General features: G+C 71.9%; 21 protein-coding genes. 7 read left to right on the top strand and 14 right to left on the bottom strand.

The window, feature by feature from the left end; translation table 11 throughout:
- Window positions 1-84: 84 nt before the first annotated feature.
- The 4 genes from ABZ714_RS09150 to ABZ714_RS09165 all read right to left on the bottom strand — a co-directional run bounded on the left by ABZ714_RS09150 (window position 85) and on the right by ABZ714_RS09165 (window position 4,923).
- Entirely contained in the window at window positions 85-861 is a 777-nt protein-coding gene (locus ABZ714_RS09150) for an ABC transporter ATP-binding protein (protein WP_358824510.1), read from the bottom strand.
- 293 nt (window positions 862-1,154) lie between these two features.
- Window positions 1,155-1,811: a PadR family transcriptional regulator gene (locus ABZ714_RS09155; protein WP_358824511.1), complete on the bottom strand. Its 657-nt coding sequence runs from the start codon at window positions 1,809-1,811 to the stop codon at window positions 1,155-1,157.
- A gap of 112 nt (window positions 1,812-1,923) precedes the next feature.
- Window positions 1,924-2,709, bottom strand: a complete 786-nt coding sequence (locus ABZ714_RS09160; RefSeq protein WP_358824512.1) for a hypothetical protein — start codon at window positions 2,707-2,709, stop codon at window positions 1,924-1,926.
- Window positions 2,710-3,018: 309 nt separating this feature from the next.
- The gene (locus ABZ714_RS09165; protein WP_358824513.1) at window positions 3,019-4,923 is read right to left on the bottom strand and encodes a protein kinase; all 1,905 of its coding nucleotides are present in this window, start codon (window positions 4,921-4,923) and stop codon (window positions 3,019-3,021) included.
- A 665-nt stretch (window positions 4,924-5,588) separates the two neighbouring features.
- Between ABZ714_RS09165 and ABZ714_RS09170 the strand changes: the two genes are divergently transcribed.
- A complete protein-coding gene (locus tag ABZ714_RS09170) occupies window positions 5,589-7,259 on the top strand; it encodes a protein kinase (RefSeq protein ID WP_358824514.1) in 1,671 nt (556 codons plus the stop codon).
- Window positions 7,260-7,418: 159 nt separating this feature from the next.
- Here the strand turns inward: ABZ714_RS09170 and ABZ714_RS09175 are convergent, their stop codons facing one another.
- The 3 genes from ABZ714_RS09175 to ABZ714_RS09185 form a co-directional block, all read right to left on the bottom strand.
- A complete protein-coding gene (locus tag ABZ714_RS09175; RefSeq protein ID WP_358824515.1) occupies window positions 7,419-8,678 on the bottom strand; it encodes a phosphotransferase in 1,260 nt (419 codons plus the stop codon).
- Window positions 8,679-8,693: 15 nt separating this feature from the next.
- Window positions 8,694-9,041 carry a pyridoxamine 5'-phosphate oxidase family protein gene (locus ABZ714_RS09180; protein ID WP_358824613.1) on the bottom strand — a complete coding sequence of 116 codons (348 nt, stop codon included), beginning with the start codon at window positions 9,039-9,041 and terminating at the stop codon, window positions 8,694-8,696.
- 501 nt (window positions 9,042-9,542) lie between these two features.
- Window positions 9,543-10,226, bottom strand: coding sequence for a response regulator transcription factor (locus tag ABZ714_RS09185; protein ID WP_358824516.1), 684 nt, complete (start codon window positions 10,224-10,226; stop codon window positions 9,543-9,545).
- A 386-nt stretch (window positions 10,227-10,612) separates the two neighbouring features.
- Here ABZ714_RS09185 and pdhA point away from each other — a divergent pair, with 386 nt between their 5' ends.
- The 3 genes from pdhA to ABZ714_RS09200 are packed head-to-tail and all read left to right on the top strand — an operon-like array spanning window position 10,613 to window position 14,273.
- Window positions 10,613-11,788 carry a pyruvate dehydrogenase (acetyl-transferring) E1 component subunit alpha gene (gene pdhA / locus ABZ714_RS09190; protein WP_358824517.1) on the top strand — a complete coding sequence of 392 codons (1,176 nt, stop codon included), beginning with the start codon at window positions 10,613-10,615 and terminating at the stop codon, window positions 11,786-11,788.
- 2 nt (window positions 11,789-11,790) lie between these two features.
- Window positions 11,791-12,771 (top strand): alpha-ketoacid dehydrogenase subunit beta, encoded by a 981-nt coding sequence (locus ABZ714_RS09195; protein ID WP_358824518.1) that lies wholly within the window; start codon window positions 11,791-11,793, stop codon window positions 12,769-12,771.
- A gap of 23 nt (window positions 12,772-12,794) precedes the next feature.
- On the top strand, window positions 12,795-14,273 hold the full coding sequence (locus ABZ714_RS09200) for a dihydrolipoamide acetyltransferase family protein (RefSeq protein WP_358824519.1): 1,479 nt from the start codon (window positions 12,795-12,797) through the stop codon (window positions 14,271-14,273).
- 111 nt (window positions 14,274-14,384) lie between these two features.
- On the opposite strand, the gene ABZ714_RS09205 is transcribed toward ABZ714_RS09200, so the two are convergent.
- Window positions 14,385-15,302, bottom strand: coding sequence for a serine hydrolase (locus ABZ714_RS09205; RefSeq protein WP_358824614.1), 918 nt, complete (start codon window positions 15,300-15,302; stop codon window positions 14,385-14,387).
- Between the two features lie 332 nt (window positions 15,303-15,634).
- Between ABZ714_RS09205 and ABZ714_RS09210 the strand changes: the two genes are divergently transcribed.
- Window positions 15,635-16,342, top strand: a complete 708-nt coding sequence (locus ABZ714_RS09210; protein WP_358824520.1) for a GntR family transcriptional regulator — start codon at window positions 15,635-15,637, stop codon at window positions 16,340-16,342.
- 155 nt (window positions 16,343-16,497) lie between these two features.
- The gene (locus ABZ714_RS09215) at window positions 16,498-17,745 is read left to right on the top strand and encodes an MFS transporter (RefSeq protein ID WP_358824615.1); all 1,248 of its coding nucleotides are present in this window, start codon (window positions 16,498-16,500) and stop codon (window positions 17,743-17,745) included.
- A 249-nt stretch (window positions 17,746-17,994) separates the two neighbouring features.
- On the opposite strand, the gene ABZ714_RS09220 is transcribed toward ABZ714_RS09215, so the two are convergent.
- On the bottom strand, window positions 17,995-18,819 hold the full coding sequence (locus ABZ714_RS09220; RefSeq protein WP_358824521.1) for a maleylpyruvate isomerase family mycothiol-dependent enzyme: 825 nt from the start codon (window positions 18,817-18,819) through the stop codon (window positions 17,995-17,997).
- 237 nt (window positions 18,820-19,056) lie between these two features.
- Window positions 19,057-20,175, bottom strand: a complete 1,119-nt coding sequence (locus ABZ714_RS09225) for an epoxide hydrolase family protein (RefSeq protein ID WP_358824522.1) — start codon at window positions 20,173-20,175, stop codon at window positions 19,057-19,059.
- 92 nt (window positions 20,176-20,267) lie between these two features.
- Here ABZ714_RS09225 and ABZ714_RS09230 point away from each other — a divergent pair, with 92 nt between their 5' ends.
- Window positions 20,268-20,723, top strand: a complete 456-nt coding sequence (locus ABZ714_RS09230; protein ID WP_358824523.1) for a MarR family transcriptional regulator — start codon at window positions 20,268-20,270, stop codon at window positions 20,721-20,723.
- 223 nt (window positions 20,724-20,946) lie between these two features.
- On the opposite strand, the gene ABZ714_RS09235 is transcribed toward ABZ714_RS09230, so the two are convergent.
- The 4 genes from ABZ714_RS09235 to ABZ714_RS09250 form a co-directional block, all read right to left on the bottom strand.
- Entirely contained in the window at window positions 20,947-21,597 is a 651-nt protein-coding gene (locus tag ABZ714_RS09235) for a LysE family translocator (RefSeq protein ID WP_358824524.1), read from the bottom strand.
- A 230-nt stretch (window positions 21,598-21,827) separates the two neighbouring features.
- Complete coding sequence (locus ABZ714_RS09240) at window positions 21,828-22,478, bottom strand: hypothetical protein (protein WP_358824525.1); 651 nt, start codon at window positions 22,476-22,478, stop codon at window positions 21,828-21,830.
- The gene (locus tag ABZ714_RS09245; protein ID WP_358824526.1) at window positions 22,472-23,989 is read right to left on the bottom strand and encodes a hypothetical protein; all 1,518 of its coding nucleotides are present in this window, start codon (window positions 23,987-23,989) and stop codon (window positions 22,472-22,474) included. The genes ABZ714_RS09240 and ABZ714_RS09245 overlap by 7 nt, the downstream gene beginning before the upstream one ends.
- A 275-nt stretch (window positions 23,990-24,264) precedes the next feature.
- Window positions 24,265-24,714 carry a nuclear transport factor 2 family protein gene (locus ABZ714_RS09250; protein ID WP_358824527.1) on the bottom strand — a complete coding sequence of 150 codons (450 nt, stop codon included), beginning with the start codon at window positions 24,712-24,714 and terminating at the stop codon, window positions 24,265-24,267.
- Between the last annotated feature and the right edge of the window lie 13 nt (window positions 24,715-24,727).

Here is a 24,727-nt window from a genome sequence, read left to right on the forward strand (position 1 = left end):
TCGCTTCTCGGCCCGCCCGCGAGGGGCGTCCGTTGGTCTTCGTCCCCGGCCGGGGTGCCGTACGTCCGTAACGCGGTGCGTTTCTCACAGGTCGGCGCCCTGGGCGGTCAGCAGCGAGTCGGCGTCGCTACGGACCGTCTGGTCGACCACGGAGCCGTCCCGGACGAAGACGACCCGGTCCGCCCAGGCCGCGAACCGCGGCTCGTGGGTGACGAGGACGGCGGCGGCGCCCGCGTCGCAGCGGGCCCGGAGCAGGGCGAGTACGGACTCCCCGGTCTCCGAGTCCAGCGCTCCGGTCGGCTCGTCGGCGAGGACCAGACGCCGGTCGCCGACCAGGGCGCGGGCGATCGCCACCCGCTGCTGCTGGCCGCCGGACATTTCGTCGGGGAAGCGGTCGGCGAGATGGCCCAGCTCCATCTCCTCCAGGGCGGCCAGGGCCTCGACCCGGCCCTTGCGGGCGCTGACGCCGTCCAGTTCGCGGGGGAGGGCGATGTTCTCGGCCGCGGTGAGGGCCGGGATCAGGTTGTAGTCCTGGAAGACATAGCCGATGCTGCGGCGGCGCAGGGCCGCGAGCTTCTTGCGGTCGGCGGTGGTGATGTCCGTGCCCTCGACGATGACCTGGCCCGTGGTGGGCATGTCGAGCCCGCCCGCGAGGGTCAGCAGGGTGGACTTCCCGGAGCCCGACGGGCCCATCACGGCGACCAGTTCGCCGGGGAAGACATCGAGGTTGACCCCGCGCAGGGCGTGTACCTCGGTCTCTCCGCTGCCGTGGACCCGGCCGAGCTCGACCAGGCGCAGGATCGCCTGGTTCTGCTGGTGCCCGTGGTGCTGCTGTGACTTCTGGGGACTGGCTGTGGACATGAGTGGGTTCCCCCCTGGGGCGGACAATGGTGAGCGGAATGCCCCGGGCCGCCGTTGCGGGCAGCCGGAATCGGCCCGGCGGCCGGTTCGGGATGGTCGGCCGGGCGGGTCGATCGGTCGGACGGGGCGTCAGCCGGTACGCGTACGCGTATCCGTGGGCGTTTCAGATGTGCGGTGTTCGGTGTTCAGGTGTCAGGCGTTTCAGGCGTTCTCGGGTGTTCAGGCGTTCTCGGGTGTTTCAGGTGTTTCGGATCGTGCGTGGTCCTCGGGTGGTGCGTACGGCTCCGGAGCCGTCAGCTGGAGCGCGTCGTGGTTCCGGAGTACGGGGCGGTCGAGCCGGTTCTTCCGGCGCCGTCCGCCCGGGGCGTGGCCTGGCGGTTCCGCTTCGCTCTCCGATCGGCCGTGGCGGAGAGCCTGACCAGCCTGGACTCGGAGTGGTCGAGCCAGCGCGCCTCGGCCTCGGTCTGGAAGATCAGCTGTTCCAGGACGAGCAGCCAGGCGATGTCGTCCCGCTCGCTCGAACCGTCCCCGTTCTCGATCGCGGCCAGGGCCTGCACTTTGAGCCGGGTGTAGTCCTGCATGGCCTTGACGGTGTGGTGCCGCTGGGCCTGGATCACCTGACGGACGTCCACCCCGGGCGCGCCGATCGCCATCGCCAGCTTGATCGACAGCTCGTCCCGGGGCGGACTGGTCCGGTCCACCGGTGCCTCGAACCACACCTTCAGCTCGCGACGGCCCGGTTCGGTGATGACGTAGAGCGCGTGACCCGCCTCGTCGGCGCCGTGCTGCGCGACCATGCCGTCGCGTTCGAGGCGGTTCAGCGTCGTGTAGACCTGGCCGACATTGAGCGGCCAGGTCGACCCCGTGCGCGCCTCGAACTCCGTACGGAGTTGAGAACCGTATCGGGGGCCGTGCTCCAGAAGGGCGAGCAGCCCGTGACGGATGGACATACCGAGTATGTATACCGGGTATGCGGCCCCGGTCCAACCATCCCCGGAGGGATGTCCCGAATCCGACTCAGGGGGGACCTCGGCCGGTACGCGGGGTGGAGCCGGGGTGTGCTCAGCGGTGCCTGAGCCGGATGCCGAGAAAGCCGATTCCGAGGCCCATCAGGGCCAGTCCGAACCCCAGGGACAGCGGCGACATCTCTTGCCCGGTCGGCTGGCCCGTAGCCCGGGCGCGATGCTGACCTGCGGCTGAGTGGGTGTCGGCGGTGGGGGCGGGGGCGGATTCCGGTGCCGTCCCGCCGGGGTCGTCCTCGGGACGGCCGTCCCCCGGTGGACGTACGCCGCCGTCCGCGGCCGGCTCGTCGCCGGGGTCGGTGTCCGGCTCCACGGGGGTGGTGGAGGGGTCGCCGGAGCCGGTCGCGGTGGGCCGCTCCGACGGTGAACCAGTACCGGACTGTGACAGATCCGCCGGGGGCGTGGCGCCGTCGTCGGCGCGCGGCGGCGAGGGGAACCGGTGCGGGGGTCGTCCGGGCCGGAGCCGGCCCTCCCCCGCAGGGTGCCCGGCCAGGGACGGCCTGACGGGGTCGGGGGCGGGTGGCGCCGCCTCCGGGCCGGGCCGGGGCGCGGTCCCGGCGGCCGTACCGAATCCGCCGGATGCCTCGGATCCGGCGGCCGTACCGCCGAACGGGCCGCTGCCGCTGCCGTCGGTGCCGGTGCCGGTGCCGGGCGGGCCGGGTGCGGCGGCGGGGGCGAATGCCGCCGGAGCCGCGACCGCTACGGGAGCGGCGGCGACGGCGCTCCGGGTGAGGGGCGCGGGCCCCTCCGTACGGGCGAGCGGGAGGGTGAGGACGGCCAGGGCGGCGACGGCGATCGCCCATCGCGGGCCGGGTCTGGGATACACCGGGGAGAGCCCCCTCCCGTGCGGGCCGCGAGGCGGCGGCGGACGGCCGTGATCACGGACTCAGCGTCACACGGCCCGGCCCGTCCGGCATCTCGGGCGCCCGGGTTCCACACGGGAGGGGTACGCGGCGCCCGTCACCGGGCCTGTGCCCGCGTCCCGCCTCGGCGCCGTGCCGGTACCCCGCCGTACCGCCATCCGTTTGTATGACCGGATTCCGCGATCCGCGCCTCACCGGTACGACCGCGCCGAACCGGTACGACCGCGGCCCGTGAGCCCTGCCCCCGAGCCGCGCCCGCGCGGCCGTAACCGTCAGCCGCCGACCTGGCCGCCCTTGCCCGTCGAGATGGTCAGCTCGAACTGCTGGCTTTCGCCGACGGGGCTGTTGCCGCTGGGGAACTGGTTGACCACCGCGTCCTTGGGGTACTGCGGGTTGTCGGTCTCGGTGACCTTCCACGTCCACCCGGCGGACCGCAGGCACTCCTTGACGGAGAGGACGTCCTTGTAGAGGAGGTCGGGCGCGTAGACCTTGCCGGGGTCGGTGCTGTACTCCATCGCGTCCGAGCACTTCTCGGGCTTGATGGTGCGGGTCCGGTCCGGCGGGATCGCGTCCGTGCTCCCGGAGTCCGACCCGGAGTCCGAATCGGTGTCCGTCCCCTTGTCCGTCTTGCCGTCCGTGCCACCGGAGCCGGAGCCGGAGCCCGAGCCGCCCGCCGCCCGCCCGTTCGGCTCCTCTACGCCCGTGACCTCGACGGGGTCGTCGCGCATAAAGCTGTCCAGCGCCCGGAAGCCGAAGTTCAGCAGCAGCAGCGCGCCGAAGGAGCCGAGCAGGATGAAGGTCAGCCGCCGCCCCCGCCCGGGCCCGGTGCGACCGGCCTGCGGCGGCACGGGCGCGGGTGTCGGCGCCCCCGTGTACGGCGCCGGGGTCCCGGGGCCGCCGGAGTGCGGATAGCCGTACGGCCGCGGTGCCTGAGGCCCGGCCATCCCCTGCTGAGGATGACCCTGCTGGAGATGTCCCTGGGGCATCCCGTGCTGCGGGACGCCCTGCTGCTGCGGATGCGGCGGAGGCGTCCCCGGCCCGTGCCCCGGCCCGTACGGCGCGGCGGCATGTCCGGTCTGGTGCTGCTGCGGGTACTGCTGGTGCTGTGAATGCTGCGGGTAGGGGGTGTTCGCGATCCCGTGCGGCGGCGACTGCGGATGCCCCGGCCCGGCGTGCGGCTGCGACTGAGGAGGCTGCGGGGCCTGAGGTGCCTGCGGCGACGGGAAGACCGCCGACCCCACGCCCGCCCCGCTGGACGGCGCCGGGGCCCCGCCGACGATCGAGGGCGCGGCGGCCCGGCCGCCCCCGGCCACCCGCAGACACTCGGCCCGCATCGCCTCGGCGTTCGGGAACCGCTCGTTCGGGTTCTTCTTCAGCGCCCGCAGGACCAGCGCGTCCATGGCCGGGGTGAGCGACCGGTTGATGGTGGAGGGCGCGGCGGGCTCCTCCTGGACATGGGCGTACGCGATCGCCAGCGGCGAGTCCGCGTCGAACGGCAGCCGCCCGGTGAAGAGCTGGAAGAGCATCACCCCGACCGAGTAGAGGTCGGAGCGGGCGTCCACCGCCCGGCCGAGCGCCTGTTCGGGCGAGAGGTACTGCGGCGTCCCCACCACCATGCCGGTCTGGGTCATCGACGTGACCCCCGACTGCATGGCGCGCGCGATGCCGAAGTCCATCACCTTCACGACGCCGCGCCGGTTCAGCATCACATTGCCGGGCTTGATGTCCCGGTGGACGAGGCCGAACTCATGACTGGTCTCCAGGGCGGCCAGGACGTCGGCCGTCACCTGCAGGGCCCGGTCGGCGGGCATCGCCCCGTAATGCCGGATGTCCTCCTGCAATACGGAACCGAGCGGCCGTCCCTCGACGTACTCCATGACGATGTACGGGACCAGCGTGCCGTTCAGCTCGTCCTCGCCCGTGTCGTAGACGGAGACGATGTTGTTGTGGGAGAGCTTGGCGACCGACTGCGCCTCGCGGCGGAACCGCTCGCGGAACGACTGCTCGCGCCCCAGCTCCGTATGGAGGGTCTTGATCGCCACGGGCCGGTCCAGCACCGAGTCGTGCGCCAGATGGACCGATGCCATGCCGCCCTGCCCGAGCAGATCGCGGAGCTGGTACCGGCCCCGGGCGACCGAGCCGCCGACATGGTGGCCCTGCGCGCCGTCCTGGCTCATGTTCTGCTTCCCCCTCGGCGTGGGCGTCCGTCGCGGCCGGGTGCCGCTGCGCGGATCGCGGCGGTACGCGGCGCGCGGGGCGGGTGGCTCTCCCCGCGGTGCGCTCCGGCTGCCTCTTTGCTCACGCGATGCTCCGTGGTACGGGGGCAAGTCTGCCCCAGTGCACCGGCACGTCAAGCCGGGTGCCCGTTCCGTGACCCTCCGCACGGAAGGCGATTCGGGTGAGTGAGGGGAGTGTGACGGGAATCGTGGGGAATGAGGGGTGATTTGCGTGGCCGTGCTCACAACGGGTTTGATGACCGGTCCATCCCGCGCGGTCGTGTCGGTGGAAGGCTGTAGCGTGAGGCAACGGAACGCCCGCCCCGGACGTTCCGAGGAATACGGGCCCGGCGCTCCGGTTTGTTCCGCGTCCGATATCCGGTCGGCGATCTCCGCGATCCCGGCCGTGACCCCCGTGTTCCGACACCTTCCGAACACATCCCGACCGACCCGACCGCCCGCCTTTTGAACGACACCGACCGACCACCCGTACCGATCACCGATCCCGGTCACCGATCCGGACCCGGCCGGGACGGCGGACGAGCGGTACGACTCCACAGACACGCAGCGACACAGCAGATCCAGCGGACCCGACGGCTCCACTGAATAGACGACGGCGAGGACTGATGGCACCCGAACCCGAAGCAGGCGTCGGCGGCACGCCGGAATCCGGGGACTCCTGGGGGTCGGGCGGCCTGGTCGGCGGCGGCCGTTACCGCCTGACGTACCGCCTGGGACGCGGCGGCATGGCCGAGGTCTACGCCGCCGAGGACGTCCGGCTGGGCCGTGAGGTGGCGGTGAAGCTGCTCCGCGCCGACCTCGCCGAGGACCCGGTGGCCAAGGCCCGGTTCACCCGGGAGGCACAGTCCGTCGCCGGCCTGAACCACCATGCGATCGTCGCGGTCTACGACTCCGGCGAGGACGTCGTCGGCGGCCAGGCCGTCCCGTACATCGTGATGGAGAAGGTCGAGGGGCGGACGATCCGCGATCTGCTGATCAACGCGGAGGCGCCCCCGGCCGAGCAGGCGCTGATCATCGTCTCCGGGGTGCTGGAGGCGCTGGCCTACTCGCATCAGCACGGCATCGTCCACCGGGACATCAAGCCCGCCAACGTCATCATCACCAACGCGGGCGCGGTCAAGGTGATGGACTTCGGCATCGCCCGTGCCCTGCACGGCGCTTCGACGACGATGACCCAGACCGGCATGGTCATGGGCACGCCGCAGTACCTCTCGCCCGAGCAGGCCCTCGGCAAGGCGGTGGACCACCGCTCCGATCTGTACGCGACGGGCTGTCTGCTCTACGAACTCCTGGCGCTGCGTCCCCCGTTCACCGGCGAGACCCCGCTGTCGGTGGTCTACCAGCACGTCCAGGACGTGCCCGTACCGCCGTCCGAGGTGCTGGACGCGGTCCCGCCGGAGCTGGACGGCCTGGTGATGCGGTCGCTGGCGAAGGACCCCGACGACCGGTTCCAGAGTTCGGAGGAGATGCGGGGGCTGGTGCAGTACGCCCTCCAGATGCTCCAGCAGCAGGGCGGCCACACCGGCTCCTGGAACACCGGCCCGGTCGACACCTACGGGGCGCCCGCCGGGGCGCTGGGCGCGACCGCGGCGACCGCGGTGCACCCCGCCGTACCCGGTGGCGAGACGTCCCAGGGCCCGATCCTGCCGCCGCTCAACCCCGACGACGGCGGTTTCAACGGCTATGACAACGGGTCCGGCGGCCGGCGCGGTCGCGGGAAGGTCTGGCTGTTCGCGGCGCTCGCGGTGATCGCGGTCGTGATGGGCGTCGCGTTCGCCCTGAGGGCCACCGAGGACACCGGCAAGAAGCCCCGGGACGACACCAAGATCTCGGACTCGCCGTCGGTCAAGGAGTCCGAGTCGCCGAGCCCGGAGACCAAGTCCTCCCCGCCGGAGTACGAGGAGGAGGAGCCCCGGTACACGGAGAAGCCCCGCTATCCGCGGAACTCCCCGTCGGCGTCGGAGTCGGCCTCCGAGGGCCCGACGGACGACCCCAGCAAGGAGCCGCCGAAGCAGTCGGAGAACCCGGGCTCCAAGCCGCCGGGCAACGGCGACGACGGCGGCGCGGACTCGGGCGGCAACCCGGCGGGCGGCGGTTCGGGCGGGCTCATCGGCGGCGGCAACCCGGCGGGTGGCAATCCGGCGGGCGGCAACCCCGGTGGCGGCAATCCGGCGGGCGGCGCGGGGGGCAACCCCGCGGGCGGCTCCGGTGGTGAGGCGGCGAACGGCGGTGCCGGCGGCGGCGACGCGGCGGCGGGCCAGGCCAACGGCGGCTGACGGCCCGGCAGCGGAAGGCGCGCGGGTCCGAGGGCCCGGCGCCCGTCCCGCGCCCCGAAACCAACGGATGCGCGGGACAACTGGCCGGCGCGCGGCGGCGGTCGCGCGCCCCCGCACTCCGGAGGCGCCCCCCTTTGACGCGGCGGGGCGCGTCCGGTGTCAGGTGGCGAAAGCCTCCCGTACGGCCTCGTACTCCCGGGTCCACCACACCGCCAGGGCCGACACCGCGGCGAACTGCGGGTCGGCCCTTCGGTCGTGGAGCTGATAGCGCCAGCGGAGTATCCAGAAGTCGTTGAGCCGTTCCCACCACACCCGGTGGACGGCGGCGTCGAGTTCGGAGGTGTCGGCGCCGACGGCATGGCGGTAGGCGCGGGCGTAGGCCCGTACCTTCGGCAGCTCCAGCGCCCCTTCCGGCCGTACGAAGAAGATCGCGGCGGCCCGGACCGCCTCCTCCGCCCTGGGCTGGACGCCCAGCCGGTCCCAGTCGACGATCGCGGCGGGTTCGGCGCCCCGGTAGAGCAGGTTGAGGGGGTGGAAGTCGCCGTGCACCCAGCCCCCGGCGGACGCGGCGGGCGGCCGCAGATCGGCGTGCAGCTCCAGCATGGTCCGGCGCTCCAGCAGCCGGTGCTCGGCGAGTAAGTCGAAGGAGTCGCGCGGGCCCGCCGCCCTGATCAGGGCGAGGAGTTCGTCGATCAGGGAGAAGGTCTCCCGGGGGTCGGCGCTCTCGTACGCCCCGCCGATCTCCGCCCCCCGGTCGTACGCTCCGCCGGGCTCGGCCCCCCGGTCGTACGCCCCGCCGCTCACCGTCCGCCGGTCGTACGGCCCGCCGGTCCCGGGCGGTCCTCCGCCGCGTCCGCCGCCGTCCCGGGGCTCCTGCTGGTGGCCGGGTGGCCGGTCGAGCGGCCCCCGCTGGGGCCCGGGCAGTCTCGCGAGCGGCCCCGGCTGGTGGTCCGGTGGCGGGTTCCACGTGCCGGTGCGTCCGCCCGGCCGCTGGTCCTGGTGGCTCATCACCTGTTCGAGACCGTTGTGGACCAGGCCGAGGAGCGCGCCCAGCCGCTGCGATTCGAGGGTCGAGAGATGGGCGCCGTCGCGGTGGCGGCCGTCCACCCAGGGGTGCAGGGCGTAGCAGTGGCCGCCGATCACGGCGACCGTGTCGCCCCGGGCGTCGGCCACGGCCGGGGCGACCGGCACTCCGAGGGCTTCGAGCAGCCGGGTCGCCCGGTGCTGGCGGGCGATGGCCTCCAGATCGCCGTCGAGATGGTGCTTGAGGAAGTAGGCCCCGTGAGTGGTGGCGAGCCGGTATCCCCGATTGAGCAGGCCCTGGGTGACCGGCTCGCACGTCAGCGGCTCGCCGGGCCCGTCGTAGCGGCGCAGCAGGGCGCCGACGGGTGGGACGGCGTTGTCATATGAGCGCGGCACTCGCCAGATGGTAGATCACGCAGCGTGTCCGCTGGGCTGCTCTTCGCGATAATCCAACGTATGCAGGGTCACGAATTGAGGTTCGACGCGCATGAAGACGGGGTCGAAGGGCTCGCCGTCCGCGCGCTCGGGCTCGGGCCCGAAGAGCCGCCGTTCCTCGTCGGTGGGGCAGACGATCCGGGCGGTTCCGATGAACTGGACGGACCAGACGTTCCGGCCGCCGCGGTCGAAGGAGTCGGCGCCGTACGCGACGACACTGCCGTTGCAGGCGCGGTGGTAGCCGAAACCGCGGTGGATCCGGAGCACCACGGAGCCGTGGTGGACGATGTGCCGGGCGGGGGCGACGAACGGCATGGCGCGCATGCTGGTGGCGAGCCGGCCGAACCAGACCCGGCCGAGCAGGTCGATGGCGTGGGCGATGTCCCCGGCGCCCGGGTCGGCCCCGGCGCCGGTCCCGGCCCCCGTACCGACGGAAGGTCGCGCGGAAGGCCCGACATCGGCGGAAGGCCCGGCGGAAGGTTCCGCGGAAGGCCCGGCGGAAGGCCCGGCGGACGTCTCGGTGAAGGTCCCGGCGAAGGCCCCGGCCGCGGCGCCGTCGGCGTTCGTCCCGCCGCCGGGGCCGCCCGGGAGGCCGGCGGGCGCGGTCGGCGCGGCGGGCGCGGCGGACTCGGTGGACATGGCCTCCACTCTCGGCTTCGGGAGCGGTGGGCGGAAGGGGCCGCCGCCCCTGCTCGGCGGGGACGTTGGTCCCGTCGTCGCAGGGCCGGGCGGGCCACCGGGTTCGGGTGAGTACGTCACGGAAAGTGATCCCCCCAGGATCGGCGCCCGTGCCGTGCGTGAGGCGCCTGTTACGTCAGGTGTCGGTCAGTGCGTCGTCCGGTGGGACGAGGTCCGGCCCTCGGCCTGCAGCCGCGCCACATACGCCGCCGCCTGCGACCGCCGCTCCATCCCCAGCTTGCTCAGCAGGCTGGAGACATAGTTCTTGATCGTCTTCTCGGCGAGATGGAGCCGCTCGCCGATCGCCCGGTTGGTCATGCCCTCGCCGATCAGATCGAGGATCCGGCGCTCCTGCTCGGTCAGGGCCGCCAGCTTGTCGTCCGGCTTGGGGCCGTTGCCGTCCCGCAGCCGGGCCAGGACCCGGGCGGTGGCGACCGGGTCGAGCAGGGACCGGCCCGCCGCCACGTCGCGGACCGCCGAGAGGAGTTCGTTCCCCCGGATCGCCTTGAGGACATAGCCGGAGGCCCCGGCCATGATCGCGTCGAAGAGGGCTTCGTCGTCCGCGAAGGACGTCAGCATCAGGCATTTGATGGACTCGTCCCGGGAGCGGATCTCCCGGCAGACCTCCACTCCGCTGCCGTCCGGCAGCCGTACGTCGAGGACCGCGACATCGGGCCGGGTGGCCGGGATCCGGGCGAGGGCGTCCTCCGCCGTCCCGGCTTCCCCGACGACCACGATGTCGTCTTCGACGGAGAGCAGTTCATGCACGCCCCGACGGACGACTTCATGATCATCGAGCAGGAATACGGTGATTTTTCCTTCTTCTCGCACGGTTGCAGTCTCACACATCGACTCTTCCCGTGCCCCGGGTGGCCGGGATACCGTGCGACTGTTCCCGGCGGTTCACCAGGCCGCCACCAAGGCCGCGTCCGAGGCCCTGACCAGTGGTTGTCGTCCGCCGCGCCGCCCCATTTCGCGATTTACTTGGAAATCCAAGCAAAAACGCAGGTCAAATGGGGTTTCGCAGGAATGCGGCCCACTGGGTAACGTGCTGAGGACAGGGCGCTCGCCGGGGCACCTGTCACGTCTGTTCCCGGCGCCGCACCCACCCCGTGCGGGGAGCGGGACCAGGCGAGCCTCCCCTTGTCTCCACGAGACAGGGGCGACCCCAGGCTCCCGGCAACCCCGGGGGACCGGACAGACGGAGGAGCACGCACGTGACCGTGGAGAGCACTGCCGCCCGTAAACCGCGCCGCGGCGCCGGCAAGCGCGTCAGCGCCGCGAAGAAACCCCAGAGTTCCGAGCCCCAGCTCGTACAGCTGCTCGACCCCGAGGGCAATCGGGTCGCGCACCCCGATTTCGCGTACGACCCCACCCCCGACGAGCTGCGCGGACTCTACCGGGACATGGTTCTGACCCGCCGTTTCGACGCCGAGGCCACCGCCCTCCAGCGGCAGGGCGAGCTGGGTCTGTGGGCGTCCCTGCTGGGTCAGGAGGCGGCGCAGATCGGCTCCGGCCGGGCCCTGCGCGACGACGACTACGTCTTCCCGACCTACCGTGAGCACGGTGTCGCCTGGTGCCGCGGGGTCGACCCGACGAAGCTGCTGGGGATGTTCCGCGGGGTCAACCACGGCGGCTGGGACCCCACGAGCAACAACTTCCACCTCTACACCATCGTCATCGGCTCGCAGACCCTGCACGCCACCGGCTACGCCATGGGCGTGGCCAAGGACGGCGCCGACTCGGCCGTGATCGCGTACTTCGGCGACGGCGCGTCCAGCCAGGGCGATGTGGCCGAATCGTTCACCTTCTCCGCGGTCTACAACGCGCCGGTGGTCTTCTTCTGCCAGAACAACCAGTGGGCGATCTCGGAGCCCACCGAGCGGCAGACCCGGGTCCCGCTGTACCAGCGCGCCCAGGGCTACGGCTTCCCCGGCGTCCGGGTCGACGGCAATGACGTCCTGGCGTGTCTCGCGGTGACCCGCTGGGCGCTGGAGCGGGCCAGGAACGGCGAGGGCCCGACCCTGGTGGAGGCGTTCACCTACCGGATGGGCGCGCACACCACCTCGGACGACCCCACCAAGTACCGCCACGACGACGAGCGGGCGGCCTGGGAGGCGAAGGACCCGATCCTGCGGCTGCGGCGGCATCTGGAACGGGAGGGCCACGCCGACGAGGCGTTCTTCACGGCCCTGGAGGAGGAGAGCGACGTACTGGCCCGGCGGGTCCGAGAGTCGGTCCGCTCGATGCCCGACCCGGACCCGATGGCCATGTTCGACCATGTGTACGCGGACGGGCACGCGCTCGTCGACGAGGAGCGGGCCCAGTTCGCCGCGTACCAGGCGTCCTTCGCGGACGCTCCCGAGACCGGTTCGCACGGAGAGGGGCACTGATCGTGGCCGTCCAGAAACTGCCCCTCGCCAAGGCGCTGAACGAATCCCTCCGTACGGCGCTGGAGAACGACCCCAAGGTCCTCGTGATGGGTGAGGACGTCGGAAAGCTCGGCGGGGTCTTCCGGATCACCGACGGGCTCCAGAAGGACTTCGGCGAGGACCGGGTGATCGACACCCCGCTCGCCGAGTCCGGGATCATCGGTACCGCGATCGGTCTGGCCCTGCGCGGCTACCGCCCGGTGGCCGAGATCCAGTTCGACGGCTTCGTCTTCCCCGCGTACGACCAGATCGTCACCCAGCTCGCCAAGATGCACGCCCGCGCGCTCGGCCTGGTCAAGCTGCCGATCGTGATCCGGATTCCGTACGGCGGCGGGATCGGCGCGGTCGAGCACCACAGCGAGTCGCCGGAGGCCCTCTTCGCCCATGTCGCCGGGTTGAAGATCGTCTCGCCCTCGAACTCCTCCGACGCCTACTGGATGCTCCAGCAGGCCATCCAGTCCGACGACCCGGTGATCTTCTTCGAGCCGAAGCGGCGCTACTGGGACAAGGGCGAGGTCGACACCGAGGCCATCCCCGGACCGCTGCACCAGGCCCGGGTCGTCCGGGAGGGCGGCCGGATCACCCTCGCGGCGTACGGGCCGATGGTGAAGGTCTGTACGGAGGCGGCAGCGGCGGCGGCCGAGGAGGGCGTCTCGGTCGAGGTGCTGGATCTGCGTTCCATGTCGCCGATCGACTTCGACGCGATCCAGCGTTCGGTGGAGAAGACCGGCAGGCTGGTGGTGGTGCACGAGGCGCCCGTGTTCTACGGCTCGGGCGCGGAGATCGCCGCCCGGATCACCGAGCGGTGCTTCTACCACCTGGAGGCACCGGTGCTGAGGGTCGGCGGCTTCCACGCCCCCTACCCGCCGGCGCGGCTGGAGGAGGAGTACCTCCCGGGTCTCGACCGGGTGCTCGACGCCGTCGACCGCGCGCTGGCGTACTGAGGGAAGAGGGAGTGCCGAGAAACATGACGGAGAACACCGCTCACCGCTTCCGTGAGTTCAAGATGCCCGATGTGGGCGAGGGACTCACCGAGGCGGAGATCCTCAAGTGGTACGTCCAGGTCGGTGACACGGTCACCGACGGCCAGGTGGTCTGCGAGGTCGAGACCGCGAAGGCGGCGGTCGAGCTGCCGATCCCGTACGACGGTACGGTGCGCGAACTCCGCTTCCCGGAGGGCACGACGGTCGACGTCGGCCAGGTGATCATCTCGGTGGACGTGGCACCGGGCGGGGCCGCCTCGGGGGAGGCCCCCGCCGCGACGCGTACCGGGACCCCGGCGGCTCCGGACTCGGCTTCGGAGCCGGAGGAGGAGGCGCCCAAGGGGCGGCAGCCGGTACTCGTCGGTTACGGGGTCGCGGAGAGCTCGACCCGGCGCAGGCCGCGCAAGGCCCCGGCGGCCACCACGACGACGGTGTCCGCGCCTGTCGCGCAGGTGCCGGAGCAGGCCGTGGCGGCGGCGGTCCGGAGTGAGCTGAACGGCCACGGCGCACCGCCCCCGGGCGAGTTCCCGGCCGGGTCCGGCGGCGCCCGCCCGCTGGCGAAGCCGCCGGTCCGGAAGCTGGCCAAGGACCTCGGGGTCGATCTGACCGAGGTCACCCCGACCGGCCCGGACGGGATCATCACCCGGGACGACGTCCGCGCGGCCGTCGCCCCGCCTGCCGAGGCCCCGGCGCCCGCCGCGGCACCGGAACCCGAGCCCGAGCCGGTGTCCGTAGGCGGCCAGGCCGTCGCGGCGGCCGGTGCGCGGGAGACCCGTATCCCGGTCAAGGGGGTACGGAAGGCGACGGCGGCGGCCATGGTCGGCAGCGCCTTCACGGCACCGCACGTCACCGAGTTCATCACCTTCGACATCACCCGGACGATGAAGCTCGTCGACCAGCTGAAGGCCGATCCGGAGCTGGCCGGGGTCCGGGTCAATCCGCTGCTGATGATCGCCCGCGCGGTCCTGGTCGCGGTGAAGCGGAACCCGGGGATCAACGCGTCCTGGGACGAGGCGGCCCAGGAGATCGTCCAGAAGCACTATGTCAATCTGGGCATCGCGGCGGCCACCCCGCGCGGTCTGATCGTGCCGAACATCAAGGACGCGCACGCCAAGACGCTGCCCGAACTGGCGGCGGCGCTGGGCGAGCTGGTCACGGTGGCCCGGGACGGCAAGACCACCCCGGCCGCGATGCAGGGCGGCACGCTCACTCTCACCAATGTCGGTGTCTTCGGTGTCGACACCGGGACCCCGATCCTCAACCCGGGCGAGTCCGCGATCCTCGCGGTCGGCGCGATCAAGCCGCGGCCCTGGGTGCACAAGGGGAAGGTGAGGCCGCGTCAGGTCACGACGCTGGGGCTCTCCTTCGACCACCGGCTGGTCGACGGCGAACTCGGCTCCCGCTTCCTGGCGGATGTGGCGGCGGTGCTGGAGCGGCCCAAGCGGCTGATCACCTGGGTCTGACGGCCCGGTTCCGGTTCCGCGCCCGGTTCCGGACGGCCTGACGGTACGTACGGCGAAGCCCCGTGACACGGCACAGTGTCACGGGGCTTCGGCCGTCGTTCGGAGACCGGATCAGTCGCGCTGGGCGTCCGCCGGGAGCGACCGCAGCTTCATCGACTTGGCGGACGACGACTTGAAGCCGTAGTCCAGCAGCTTGGCCGCGTCGTTGAAGCGGTCCTTGCCGTTGAGGGCGACGCCGATGTACGTCTTGCCGTTACGGGTGGCGGCGAAGACCAGGCAGGGCCCGGCGGCCGTGCCCGTACCCGTCTTCAGGCCGACCGCGCCCTTGTACGAGCCGAGCAGCAGGTTGGTGTTCTTCCAGGTGTACGTGCGCTTCTTGCCGTTCGACGCGGTCGCCACGGCCTGGTAGGTCGGGGCCTTCACGATCTCGCGGAAGGTGGCGTTGGAGAAGGCGTGCTGGGAGAGCTTCGCCAGTTCGAGGGGCGTGGTGTAGTTCTGGCCGCCGGGCGAGATGCCGTCGAAGGAGTCGAACTTGGTGTTCTTCAGGCCGAGCTGGGCGGCCTTCTTGTTCATATTGCCGATGAACGACTTGGTCCGGGCGGCGGTGGTGCTGCCGGTGCCGAAGGTGTCGGCGAGGGCGTAGGCCGCGTCGCAGCCGGACGGCAGCATCAGCCCGGAGAGGAGCTGGCGGACCGTCAGGGTGTCGCCGACCTTGAGCTGGGCGGAGCTGCCGCCCTCGCGGATCACATAGTCGACATAGGTCTTCTTGATGGTGATCTTGCGATTGAGGTCGAGCTTGGGCGTCGTCAGAACGGTGGCCGCGGTCACGATCTTCGTCGTGCTGGCCATCTGACGGCGGGTGTCCCGGTCCTTCCAGTACAGCGCCTTGCCGTTGGCGTTGTCGATCAGGATGGCGCCCTTGGCGCTGATCGTCGGCACGGCCGGGGCCGCCGTCGCGGAGGACGCGGCGAGCGGGGAGGCACCGAGCAGGAGTCCGCTGGTGAGGACAACGGTGGCGGCTCTGCGCACGCGCACGCTGCTGAGTATCAAAAGAAACGCTCCGAAAAAGGGCGAATGCGTCGAATGTCAGGAAAATCTGGGGTCTTGCCGAGAATGGGGGGACCCGAGTGGCCGAAGAGCCGCCAGGGGTCGAGGTGTTAGACGCCTGATCGGTTCGCATGGATGCGCGAATCAACGGAATTCTTTTCGACAAGTTCCCGGCCGGACCCGCCGGGGACCGGGCCGTGCCCTTGTATGCGCCGGGGAGTTGCCGACCGGGTCCGGGAACCGTCCCCCGTGGCCGTGTTTCGCCGTTCGGACACCCTCTGGGCATGCGTCTGTGTTGTATCTAAGCTGTGCGCATGGCCGCCCCCGCTTCCGTACCCGCCGCTGCCCCCACGTCTTCCGCGCCCGTACCGCCCGCCCCGCCCGCGCCCGTACCGCCCGCCGCCGAGCGGGTGTACGTCCATGTCAAGCAGGGGGTGCTCGACCGGCGTTACGCGGGCGGCACCCTGCTTACCGAGGGGGAGCTGGCCGACGCGGTGGGCGTCTCCAGGACCCCCGTCCGCGAGGCGCTGCTCAAGCTGGAGGTCGAGGGGCTGATCAAGCTCTACCCGAAGAAGGGCGCCCTGGTCCTCCCGGTGTCGGCGCAGGAGATCGCCGATGTGGTGGAGACCCGGCTGCTGGTCGAGGAGCACGCGGCCCGTAAGGCCGTACCCGCGTCGCCCCGGCTGATCGCCCGGCTCGAAGAGCTGCTGGAGCAGCAGAGGCGGCAGGGCGAGGCCGGAGATCTGGCCGCCGTCGCCGTCACCGACCGCAACTTCCATCTGGAGATCGTCCGCAGCGGCGGCAACGCGATCCTCTCCCGGCTCTACGAGCAGCTGCGCGACCGCCAGCTCCGGATGGGCGTGGCCGTGATGCACGCCCATCCCGACCGGATCGCCAAGAACGTCGCCGAGCACGGCGAGATCCTGGAGGCGCTGCGGGCCGGCGACCCGGACGCGGCGGCGGCGATGATCCACCGCCATGTCGGCTGGTTCAACAGTCTGGCCAGGGGCGATCTCCGATGAGCCAGCCGACTCCCGGCCCACCGGGCTCCTCGGGACCATCCGAGACCGGGGGGCCGACGGGCTCCTCCGGCTCCTCGGGCTCCTCCGGCACTTCCGGCTCATCGGGGGCGATATCCCTGCCCGGTGACCCGCCCGGTGGCCGCCGCGCCGCCGTGATGTGGGGCATCGGGGTCGCCGTCTACTTCGTCGCGGTGATCTTCCGTACGTCCCTCGGGGTCGCCGGGCTCGACGCCGCCGAACGCTTCGACGTCAACGCCTCCGCGCTCTCCACCTTCTCCATCCTCCAACTCCTGGTCTACGCGGGGATGCAGATCCCGGTGGGCCTGCTGGTCGACCGGCTCGGCACCAAAAAGGTGCTGGCGATGGGCGCGGCCCTGTTCACCGCCGGACAGCTCGCCTTCGCCCTCTCCCCCTCCTACGGCACGGCGCTCGCCGCCCGCGCCCTGCTGGGCTGCGGCGACGCGATGACCTTCATCAGCGTGCTGCGGCTCGGGACCCGCTGGTTCCCGGCCCGGCGCGCACCGCTGATCGGGCAGGTCGCGGCGCTCTTCGGGATGGCCGGGAACCTGATCTCCACGGTGCTGCTCTCCCGGTTCCTGACCGACTTCGGCTGGGTCGCGGCCTTCGGCGGCAGCGCGGTCGCCGGGGCGGTCGTCCTGGTCCTGGTGCTCTGCTTCCTCAAGGACCACCCCGAGGGGTACGAACCGGCGCCCGCCCGCCACCGGGGCGCGGCGTTCGTCCGCCGCCAGATCGCCGACTCCTGGCGCGAGCCCGGTACCCGGCTCGGGATGTGGGTCCACTTCACGACCCAGTTCCCGGCGATGGTCTTCATGCTGCTCTGGGGCCTGCCGTTCCTGGTGGAGTCCGAGGGCCTGACCCGGGACGCGGCAGGGGCGCTGCTGACCCTGATCGTGCTGGTGAGCATGGTGATCGGCCTGGTCTTCGGCCAGATCATCGCCCGGCACCACAAGGCCCGGCTGCCGCTGGCGCTGGGCACCGTACTGAGTACGGCGGCGGTCTGGGCCACGGTCCTCGGCTGGCCCGGGGAACGCGCCCCGCTCTGGCTGCTGATCGTCCTCGGTACGGTCCTCGGCGCCTGCGGCCCGGCCTCGATGATCGGCTTCGACTTCGCCCGCCCGGCGAACCCGCCGGAGCGGCAGGGCACGGCGTCGGGCATCGTCAATGTCGGCGGCTTCACCGCGTCGATGACGACGCTGCTGGCGGTCGGCCTGCTGCTGGACGCGAGCGGCGGCGACTACCGGACCGCGTTCGCCAGTGTCTTCGTCCTCCAGGCGCTGGGAGTCGCGCAGATCCTGCGGCTCCGGGTCCGTACGGCCCGCCGCGAACGGGAACGGCTGGTCGCGAGCAGGGTGGAGGCGGTCCACGTCCCGGCGGAGGCGTAACGCTTCTCCCGGTACGGGACACGGCTCAAGGGTTCACGGGCGTACGGGGGTATGGGCTTACGGGCTCGCGCGGGAGGGTGCCCCGCGAGGAGGACGCGGGCACGCGCGAGCGGCGCACGGCGGTGACGGCCGAATTCAACGGCTCACCGAACCATGAGCACACCGGCCATCGGCTGTCGGCCACCGGATCCGGGCCGGATCAGGGCCGCATCAGGGGTCTACGGCTCCGCCCCGGCGGGGGCCTGCGCCTCAGGGGGTGACGGCGAAGGCGCCCAGGATCGCGGAGCCCAGCTCCTGGTCCCCGTCGATCTTCACCCGGTCCGCGACGGCGCCGTACCGGACCCGGCCGCACGCCAGGCGGTAGTACGTCTCCCAGTCGGTGGCCAGGGACACCACGGGCCCCAGCGACGGCGAACCGTCGACCGAGCCGCGCCCGTCGGCGTTGACCCGGACCGTCCGCAGGAACTCCACCGGACCGTGGACATCGATCACCACGGCCGAGTGCGGCGGGGCGCCCGCGTCCTTGGCGACCACCTTCGGCAGCGCCTCCAGCAGGACGTCCCGGGCGATCAGCGCGCCCGGCGAGTCCAGATTCCCCGGCTGCCCGAGGGCCGCCCGGAGATCCTGCTCGTGCACCCAGCTGTCGAACGCCCGCATCCGCATCGCCAGCTCCAGCGTCTGCTGGGCCCCCAGCGGCGCCCGGACCACCGCGTCCGGCGCCCGGTTCTCGTTCCGCAACTGACGGGCGCGGCGGATCAGGACGTACTCCAGCTCGGCGACCATCTCGGGGGCCGTGTGATGCCGCCGTACATCCACCTGCATCTCCATGTACCGCGCGAAGTCGCTCTTCACGTGGTACAGATCGCGCGGCAGGGTGTGGATCGGCCGGGGGTCCCCGAGGAACTCGGTCTCCAGCCCTATGACATGCGAGACCACGTCCCGGACCGACCAGGCGGGGCACGGCGTGGGCCGGTTCCACTCGCCCTCGACGAGCGGCGTCACCAGCTCCGCTATCGACTCGACGGCGTGGGTCCAGGCATCGGCGTAGGTCTGGAGGCTGGGATGGACGGTCACGGGACCCCTCGACGGTTCTGCGGTGGCTGGCGGTGTGATTGCTGGTGTGAACGGGACGGCGGGCGTTGTCGGGCACGGGCGGGGGAGGTTCGACAGTAAAAGCTACGCTGCCGGACTGCGGCCCGGCAGGGCTTTCACACCACGATCGTAGGCCCGGGGGCAAGGCCGGAGTACCCCGGGAAGCCAGGACGGCGAGGGTACGCCACGTATCGTCCCGGGCGGTCCGTCTCCCCGCCCTCAATCGGCGGCCCCCGATCCCTCCCCTTCCCCCGCCTTCTCCCTCTGTTCGAGGAAGAACGCCCGGACGTCGCCGGCGAGCAGTTCCGGCACCTCCATCGCGGCGAAGTGGCCGCCCCGGTCGAACTCCGACCAGTGCCGGATGTCGTGGCGCCGCTCGGCCAGCGGCCGGACGGAGCGGGTGATGTCATGGGCGAAGACGGCGACGCCGACCGGGACCGGGCAGCGGGCGGACCCGCGGGACGCGTCGTGGTGCAGCCGGGCGGAGGAGGCGGCGGTGGCGGTCAGCCAGTACAACGAGACGTCGGTGAGGATCCGTTCGTCGTCGACCGGGGTACGGGGATCGGTCCAGTGCGCGAACCGCTCGGCGATCCAGACGAGCTGGCCGACCGGCGAGTCGGTCAGCGCGTAGCCGATGGTCTGCGGGGTGAGCGCCTGGAGCGCCTGATAGGGCGGCCGGGCCGCCATCAGCCCCTCGATCGTCGCCAGCCGGGCCCGATCGTCCGCCGACAGCTCGATATCGGCGTCCGGGTCGGGTGGGGTCGGCAGATAGTTGAGATGTACGCCGACGACCCGCTCGGGTGCGACGGAGCCGAGGGCCAGCGAGATCCCCGCGCCGAAGTCGCCGCCCTGCGCGCCGTACCGCCGGTATCCGAGCCGCCGCATCAGCTCGGCCCAGGCCCGGGCGATCCGGACCAGGTCCCAGCCGCGTTCCCGGGTGGGGCCGGAGAAGCCGTATCCCGGTATGGACGGGATCACCAGGTGGAAGTCCCGCGACAACTCCTCGATCACGTCGAGGAACTCCAGGAACGACCCGGGCCAGCCGTGGGTGAGGACGAGGGGGAGCGCGTCCGGCTTCGGGGACCGGACATGGACGAAGTGGATGTTCTGACCGTCGATCTCGGTGGTGAAGTGCGGCAGTTCGTTGAGCCGGGCCTCGTGGGCGCGCCAGTCGTAGCGGGTCCGCCAGTGCTCGGCGAGCTCCTTCAGCCGGGCCAGCGGGAAGCCGTACTCCCAGCCCGCGCCGTCCACCTCGTCGGGCCAGCGGGTCCGGGCGAGCCGGTCGGCCAGATCGTCGAGGGCGGTCTGCGGGACGGCGATCCGGAACGGCTTGATCATGATTCTCCCCCTTATTGTTGGCACTGCCAATGTTGGCGCGCCCAACGATAGCGGATTGTGGGTCCGACCAACAGTTCCGTAGGCTGACGTCCATGACGACGAAGGGCGACCCGGCGCCGCTCACCCGGCTGCGGACCATGCCGGGCTGGCTGATCGGCCAGGCGGGCGCGTACCACCACCGGCTCCTGGCGGAGGGCTTCGCGGCGGTCGACGCCCGCGGCTACCACTACCGCCTGCTGGCGGCCCTCACCGAACACGGTCCGGCCAGCCAGGCGGAACTGGCCCGCCGTACCGGGATCGACCGCAGCGACGTGGTGGCGGCGCTCAACGAACTGGAACCCCAGTCCCTGATCGCCCGCACCCCCGACCCCGCGGACCGCCGCCGCAACGTCGTCACCCTCACCCCGGAGGGCGCCGCCCGCCTCGCGGCCCTCGGCGCGGTCCTGACCGGCATCCAGGACGACCTCTGCGCACCGCTCACCTTCGAGGAACGCGAGGAGTTGGTGCGGTTGCTGAGGCTGGTGGTGGAGCGGGAGGAGAAGGCGTAGGGGTCCCCCCCCCGATGAGCCCGGCCTGTATCCGACCGGGGTCGATTCGCCGGACGGCCCCGCTTCTCGTACGAGGGCATGAACCTGCGGGCGCCCGCCCTGGACGACGTACTCTTCGAACAGGTCCGGGCCACCGGCCCCGTCCTCTTCGCCGGCCGTGTCCTCACCGAGGCCGTGTTCACCGACCGCGATGTGTCGAGCGCCGCCGAGGGGCGACCCGCCGTCAGCGCAGGGCGACCGCCGCGCTCGACCGGTCGGTGGCCATCCGTACGGCGAACCCCGCCAACGCGGTCCCCATCGCATAGCTGTACACGCGCTGCCAGACGGGATTTCGGGCGAAGAACCCGGCGACGGAACCGGCGGTCACGATGAAGAACGCGTTCCCCGCGACCCCGACCGCGATCTGTGTCAGCCCCAACACCAGACCCTGAAACGCGACATTGCCCCGCTCCGGATCGACGAACTGCGGCAGCAGGGATATATAGAGGATGGCGATCTTGGGGTTGAGCAGACAGGTCAGCAGCCCCATCAGAAAGAGCTTCAGCGGCCGGTCGGGGGTCAGCTCCCGGTTCGCGGCGGCCGGCCGGCCACCCGCCCGGATCATCTTCCAGGCCAGCCACAGCAGATACCCCGCCCCCGCCAGCTTGATCGCCAGATAGATCTCCGGCACCAACGCGAACACGGCGGCGATCCCGGCGGACACGGCGACGAGATAGACCACGAACCCGACGGCGACCCCGCCCAGCGAGATCATCGCGGCGGTACGCCCCTGGAGAACGGAACGGGACACCAGATAGATCATGTTCGGCCCGGGCGTCATCACCATCCCGAACGCCACCAGACCGATCCCCGCGATGGCTCCCAGCTCGATCACAGCACTCCCCCCGTCCGCCCACTCGCCCAGTCGTGCCGCGCCACAAGAAGCTCCCCGGTATCAACTCGGCGCGTCACGCGGGTATTCCCGCCCGATGGCCAGGGCGACATCCGCCCCGGCTGAGCCCGGCCTCTGCCCGGCGCTGACCCCGGCCCGGTTCGGTCCGCCCGGTGCGTTGCCGCGCACCGGGCGGGCGGGACGCGTCCGGGCCCTCGCGCGGGCGGCGGCCGTCAGTGACGGGGGCGGCTTCCGGTGGCCGTCGGCGGGTCCTCCCGGAACAGTGGTTTGTCGCGGTGCAGCCGGGAACGTACGCGGTCGTAGGAGGGGCGGCGGAGCTTCGGCGGTCTGCCCTCGGCGGCGCGGCGGCGCCAGCCGTCGTACACCTGGGGCACCAGGATGCCGCGCGCCGCCCGCAACTGGGCCCGCGTCGGGTAGTACGGGTCGATCTCGGCCTCCACCTCCCCGGTGCGGTAGTCGGCGCTCTTGTCGCTCAGCACCAGCGCCCGCGCGTGCACGGCGCCGCCGACCTCGAAGACATGGTCGTTGTAGACGGAGTGGACGATGCCGTGGGCCCGCAGGTCACCGGTGACGTGGACGGAGCCCCAGGACACCAGGTCCCGCAGCACCAGATCGCCGAGCACGACCAGCATGCCCGTGCCGGAGACCCAGTCGTCGAGGAAGCCGTGCACCACCAAGTCGCCGTCCACGACCAACGAGACGTCCAGATCGGTGTCCTCCGGCAGGACCAGGTCTCCCTCATGGCGGTACCAGCCGTAGTTCTGGGCGAGTAGACCGGCGATCTGTCCGCCGGTCCGCCGGGCGACGGCCGGGGCGTCGGACAGCGGATCGAACCGGGCCCGCCAGGTGGAGAGGGTCAGCACGTCTCATCCGTTCCGGTCCGGTGCTCCCGGACCTCCAGTGCCAGCCGGGCCTCCTCGGCCCAGTACTGGTCGGGCCCGTCCGCCAGGGCCAGGAGCGCGGCCTCGCACAGCTCGGGGTTGCGCAGCAGGTTGTAGACCCGAAGGCCCGCGCGGGCCCAGCGGACCTGGACCTCGGGCGGCAGGGCGGGGTTGGCCGCCAGGGCTTCGACGTGGTCGGTGCGCTCGCCCCGGTCCACCTCCCCGGCGCAGTCGGCGAGCACCCCGGGCGGCACATGACGGTTGGCGACCGCGCCCCGCAGCCAGTAGACGGGGCTGTGGACCATCGCGGTCAGCACCTCCTCGACCGGTGCCGTGCCCAGGGCGCGGCCGATCGCCGTATGACTGGCGCGTTCCGCCTCGCCGTCGAGCAGGCCGGCGCAGTAGTCGAGCGCGAAGCGGGCCATCAGCTCCGGCGGCCAGTTGGGCCCGCTGACGGCATTGCCCTGCTGGAATCCGGACGGCCCGCGTTCGTACAGACGGCGCAAAGTCCCGGGCGGTGTCGCGGGGTGGTCCAGCAGGGCGAACACGAGCGGGCGCTTGCCGAGGCCGAGAGAACCGGTGTCGGGGTCGTCGGGGTGCCATCTCTCCAGCAGACCGTCCGCCAGCCGGGCCAGCGCCTCGGGCGGCGCGTCGGCGTTCTCGGCGAGTGCGTTCCGTACCTCGGGGTCGTCGTCGTCCGCGAGTGAGATCAGCGATATCACCGGGGTGAACCGGTTGGCCGCCGCGCGCCGTCTGACCCCGGCGTTCAGGTCGCCGGCGAAGACAGAGAGGGCGAGCGGGTCCCGGTTGCGGCACTGCTCGGCCGCCAGCGCGCGTACCTCCGGGTCCAGGTCGCGGGCGAGGGCGGCCACCAGGGGCGCGATCACCTCGGGCCCGGCCCGCCGCACCGCGTTCCGCCGTACCACGGGGTCCTCGTCGTCGAACTCCGCGCCGCCCCCCTGCCCGAGGGCGGCCACCACCCGTCTGACCCTCGGGTCCTCGTCGGTGGCCAGCGACCGCAGCACCGCCGGGTCCGTGTCCGTCCTGCGGGCCACGGTCAGCCGGACGTCCCCCGCCGCGTCGCCCGCCAGCCGCCTGACGAGGCCCTTGGGCAGTTCCTCCCGGCCCGCCAGGGCGCGGCGGACCGCCGTCTCCCCGTCCCCGGCCAGCTTCTTCAGCGCCCGGCGCGGAGTGTTCCGGTGCACCGCCGCCACCCGGCGCACCGAGGCGTCGGGGTGCGTCGCGTACCCGGCCAGCCGGGCGGCGGGGGCGGCGGGTTCGGCCGCCAGCGCGCGTGTCACCCCCCACCACGCCTCGCCCCGGTCCGCCGCCCATCCGGCCAACTCGTCGGCCAGCTCCGGCGGCAGCCCGATCCTGGAGGCGACGATCCGGGCGATCCGGGGATCCGGCTCCGCCAGCTCCCGCAACCGCTCCGGCGGCGTCCCCGGCCGCCGGGCCGCGGCCACCCGTTCACCGACGCCGTCGACCGTCATACGCCCCGCCCCTCACGCCCCGGCTGCCCCCGGCCCCCTGGCCGCACCGGCCGGCGACCGTCCCCACGACCACCGTGCCACGATGCTGACACGACCCACTGACAGTCCCCCCGAACGCGCTGGGTGTATTGCCCCGGGAGGTTGTGGACGGGTGAGGCAGGTCTCGGCACCGGGCCGTGGCCACGAGGTACGGCAAGCCGGCCGTCCGCTACGAGGCGACCGTGCTGATGGCAGTCCTCAACGAACGGCTGTGAACGGCGGGTTTGTTGTCGGCCTCAGTCTGATGGTGTGGGCACGGCGCAGGCGTCGGCGATAGCCTGCGTGTCCCAGTAGAACGGACGGACCTTGGTGATCCTCCCGTCCTTGACCGTGATCGCTTGCAGAATCGGGAAGTTGAGTTCGTGGCCGGTCGCGCGAGCGCGAGCACGGACCTGTGTGAGCACGACCGCAGTCTCACCGGTGGCAAGAAACTCCTGTTCCACCATGTCGAACGACTCCCACGCCTCTCCCATTTTTAGGAAGAACTGCGTCATGCCCTTGTGTCCACGCCAAGTGCCTCCATAGGGCAGAGCATCTGCTTGATGCAGTTCGACATCCGGCGCAAAGAAGGGGGCGAGCAGGTCGAACGAAGCCTCGCCGGGGCCTCCTGCCGCCAGGTACTCCGCCTCAGCCGCGTACATGCCGGCGAGAACTGTTGCTGACTGCGTATGGGGTGACATCGTCATGCCGCCAGCATGG

The sequence above is a fragment of the Streptomyces sp. NPDC006798 genome (assembly GCF_040635975.1).
Lineage (GTDB): Bacteria > Actinomycetota > Actinomycetes > Streptomycetales > Streptomycetaceae > Streptomyces.

Excerpts from the sequence above, each read along its gene's own strand:
- ABZ714_RS09150 (WP_358824510.1), bottom strand. The coding sequence starts at position 861 with ATGTCCACAGCCAGTCCCCAGAAGTCACAGCAGCACCACGGGCACCAG.
- ABZ714_RS09155 (WP_358824511.1), bottom strand. The coding sequence starts at position 1,811 with ATGTCCATCCGTCACGGGCTGCTCGCCCTTCTGGAGCACGGCCCCCGA.
- ABZ714_RS09165 (WP_358824513.1), bottom strand. The coding sequence starts at position 4,923 with ATGAGCCAGGACGGCGCGCAGGGCCACCATGTCGGCGGCTCGGTCGCC.
- ABZ714_RS09170 (WP_358824514.1), top strand. The coding sequence starts at position 5,589 with ATGGCACCCGAACCCGAAGCAGGCGTCGGCGGCACGCCGGAATCCGGG.
- ABZ714_RS09180 (WP_358824613.1), bottom strand. The coding sequence starts at position 9,041 with ATGCGCGCCATGCCGTTCGTCGCCCCCGCCCGGCACATCGTCCACCAC.
- ABZ714_RS09200 (WP_358824519.1), top strand. The coding sequence starts at position 12,795 with ATGACGGAGAACACCGCTCACCGCTTCCGTGAGTTCAAGATGCCCGAT.
- ABZ714_RS09210 (WP_358824520.1), top strand. The coding sequence starts at position 15,635 with ATGGCCGCCCCCGCTTCCGTACCCGCCGCTGCCCCCACGTCTTCCGCG.
- ABZ714_RS09215 (WP_358824615.1), top strand. The coding sequence starts at position 16,498 with ATGTGGGGCATCGGGGTCGCCGTCTACTTCGTCGCGGTGATCTTCCGT.
- ABZ714_RS09225 (WP_358824522.1), bottom strand. The coding sequence starts at position 20,175 with ATGATCAAGCCGTTCCGGATCGCCGTCCCGCAGACCGCCCTCGACGAT.
- ABZ714_RS09230 (WP_358824523.1), top strand. The coding sequence starts at position 20,268 with ATGACGACGAAGGGCGACCCGGCGCCGCTCACCCGGCTGCGGACCATG.
- ABZ714_RS09245 (WP_358824526.1), bottom strand. The coding sequence starts at position 23,989 with ATGACGGTCGACGGCGTCGGTGAACGGGTGGCCGCGGCCCGGCGGCCG.
- ABZ714_RS09250 (WP_358824527.1), bottom strand. The coding sequence starts at position 24,714 with ATGACGATGTCACCCCATACGCAGTCAGCAACAGTTCTCGCCGGCATG.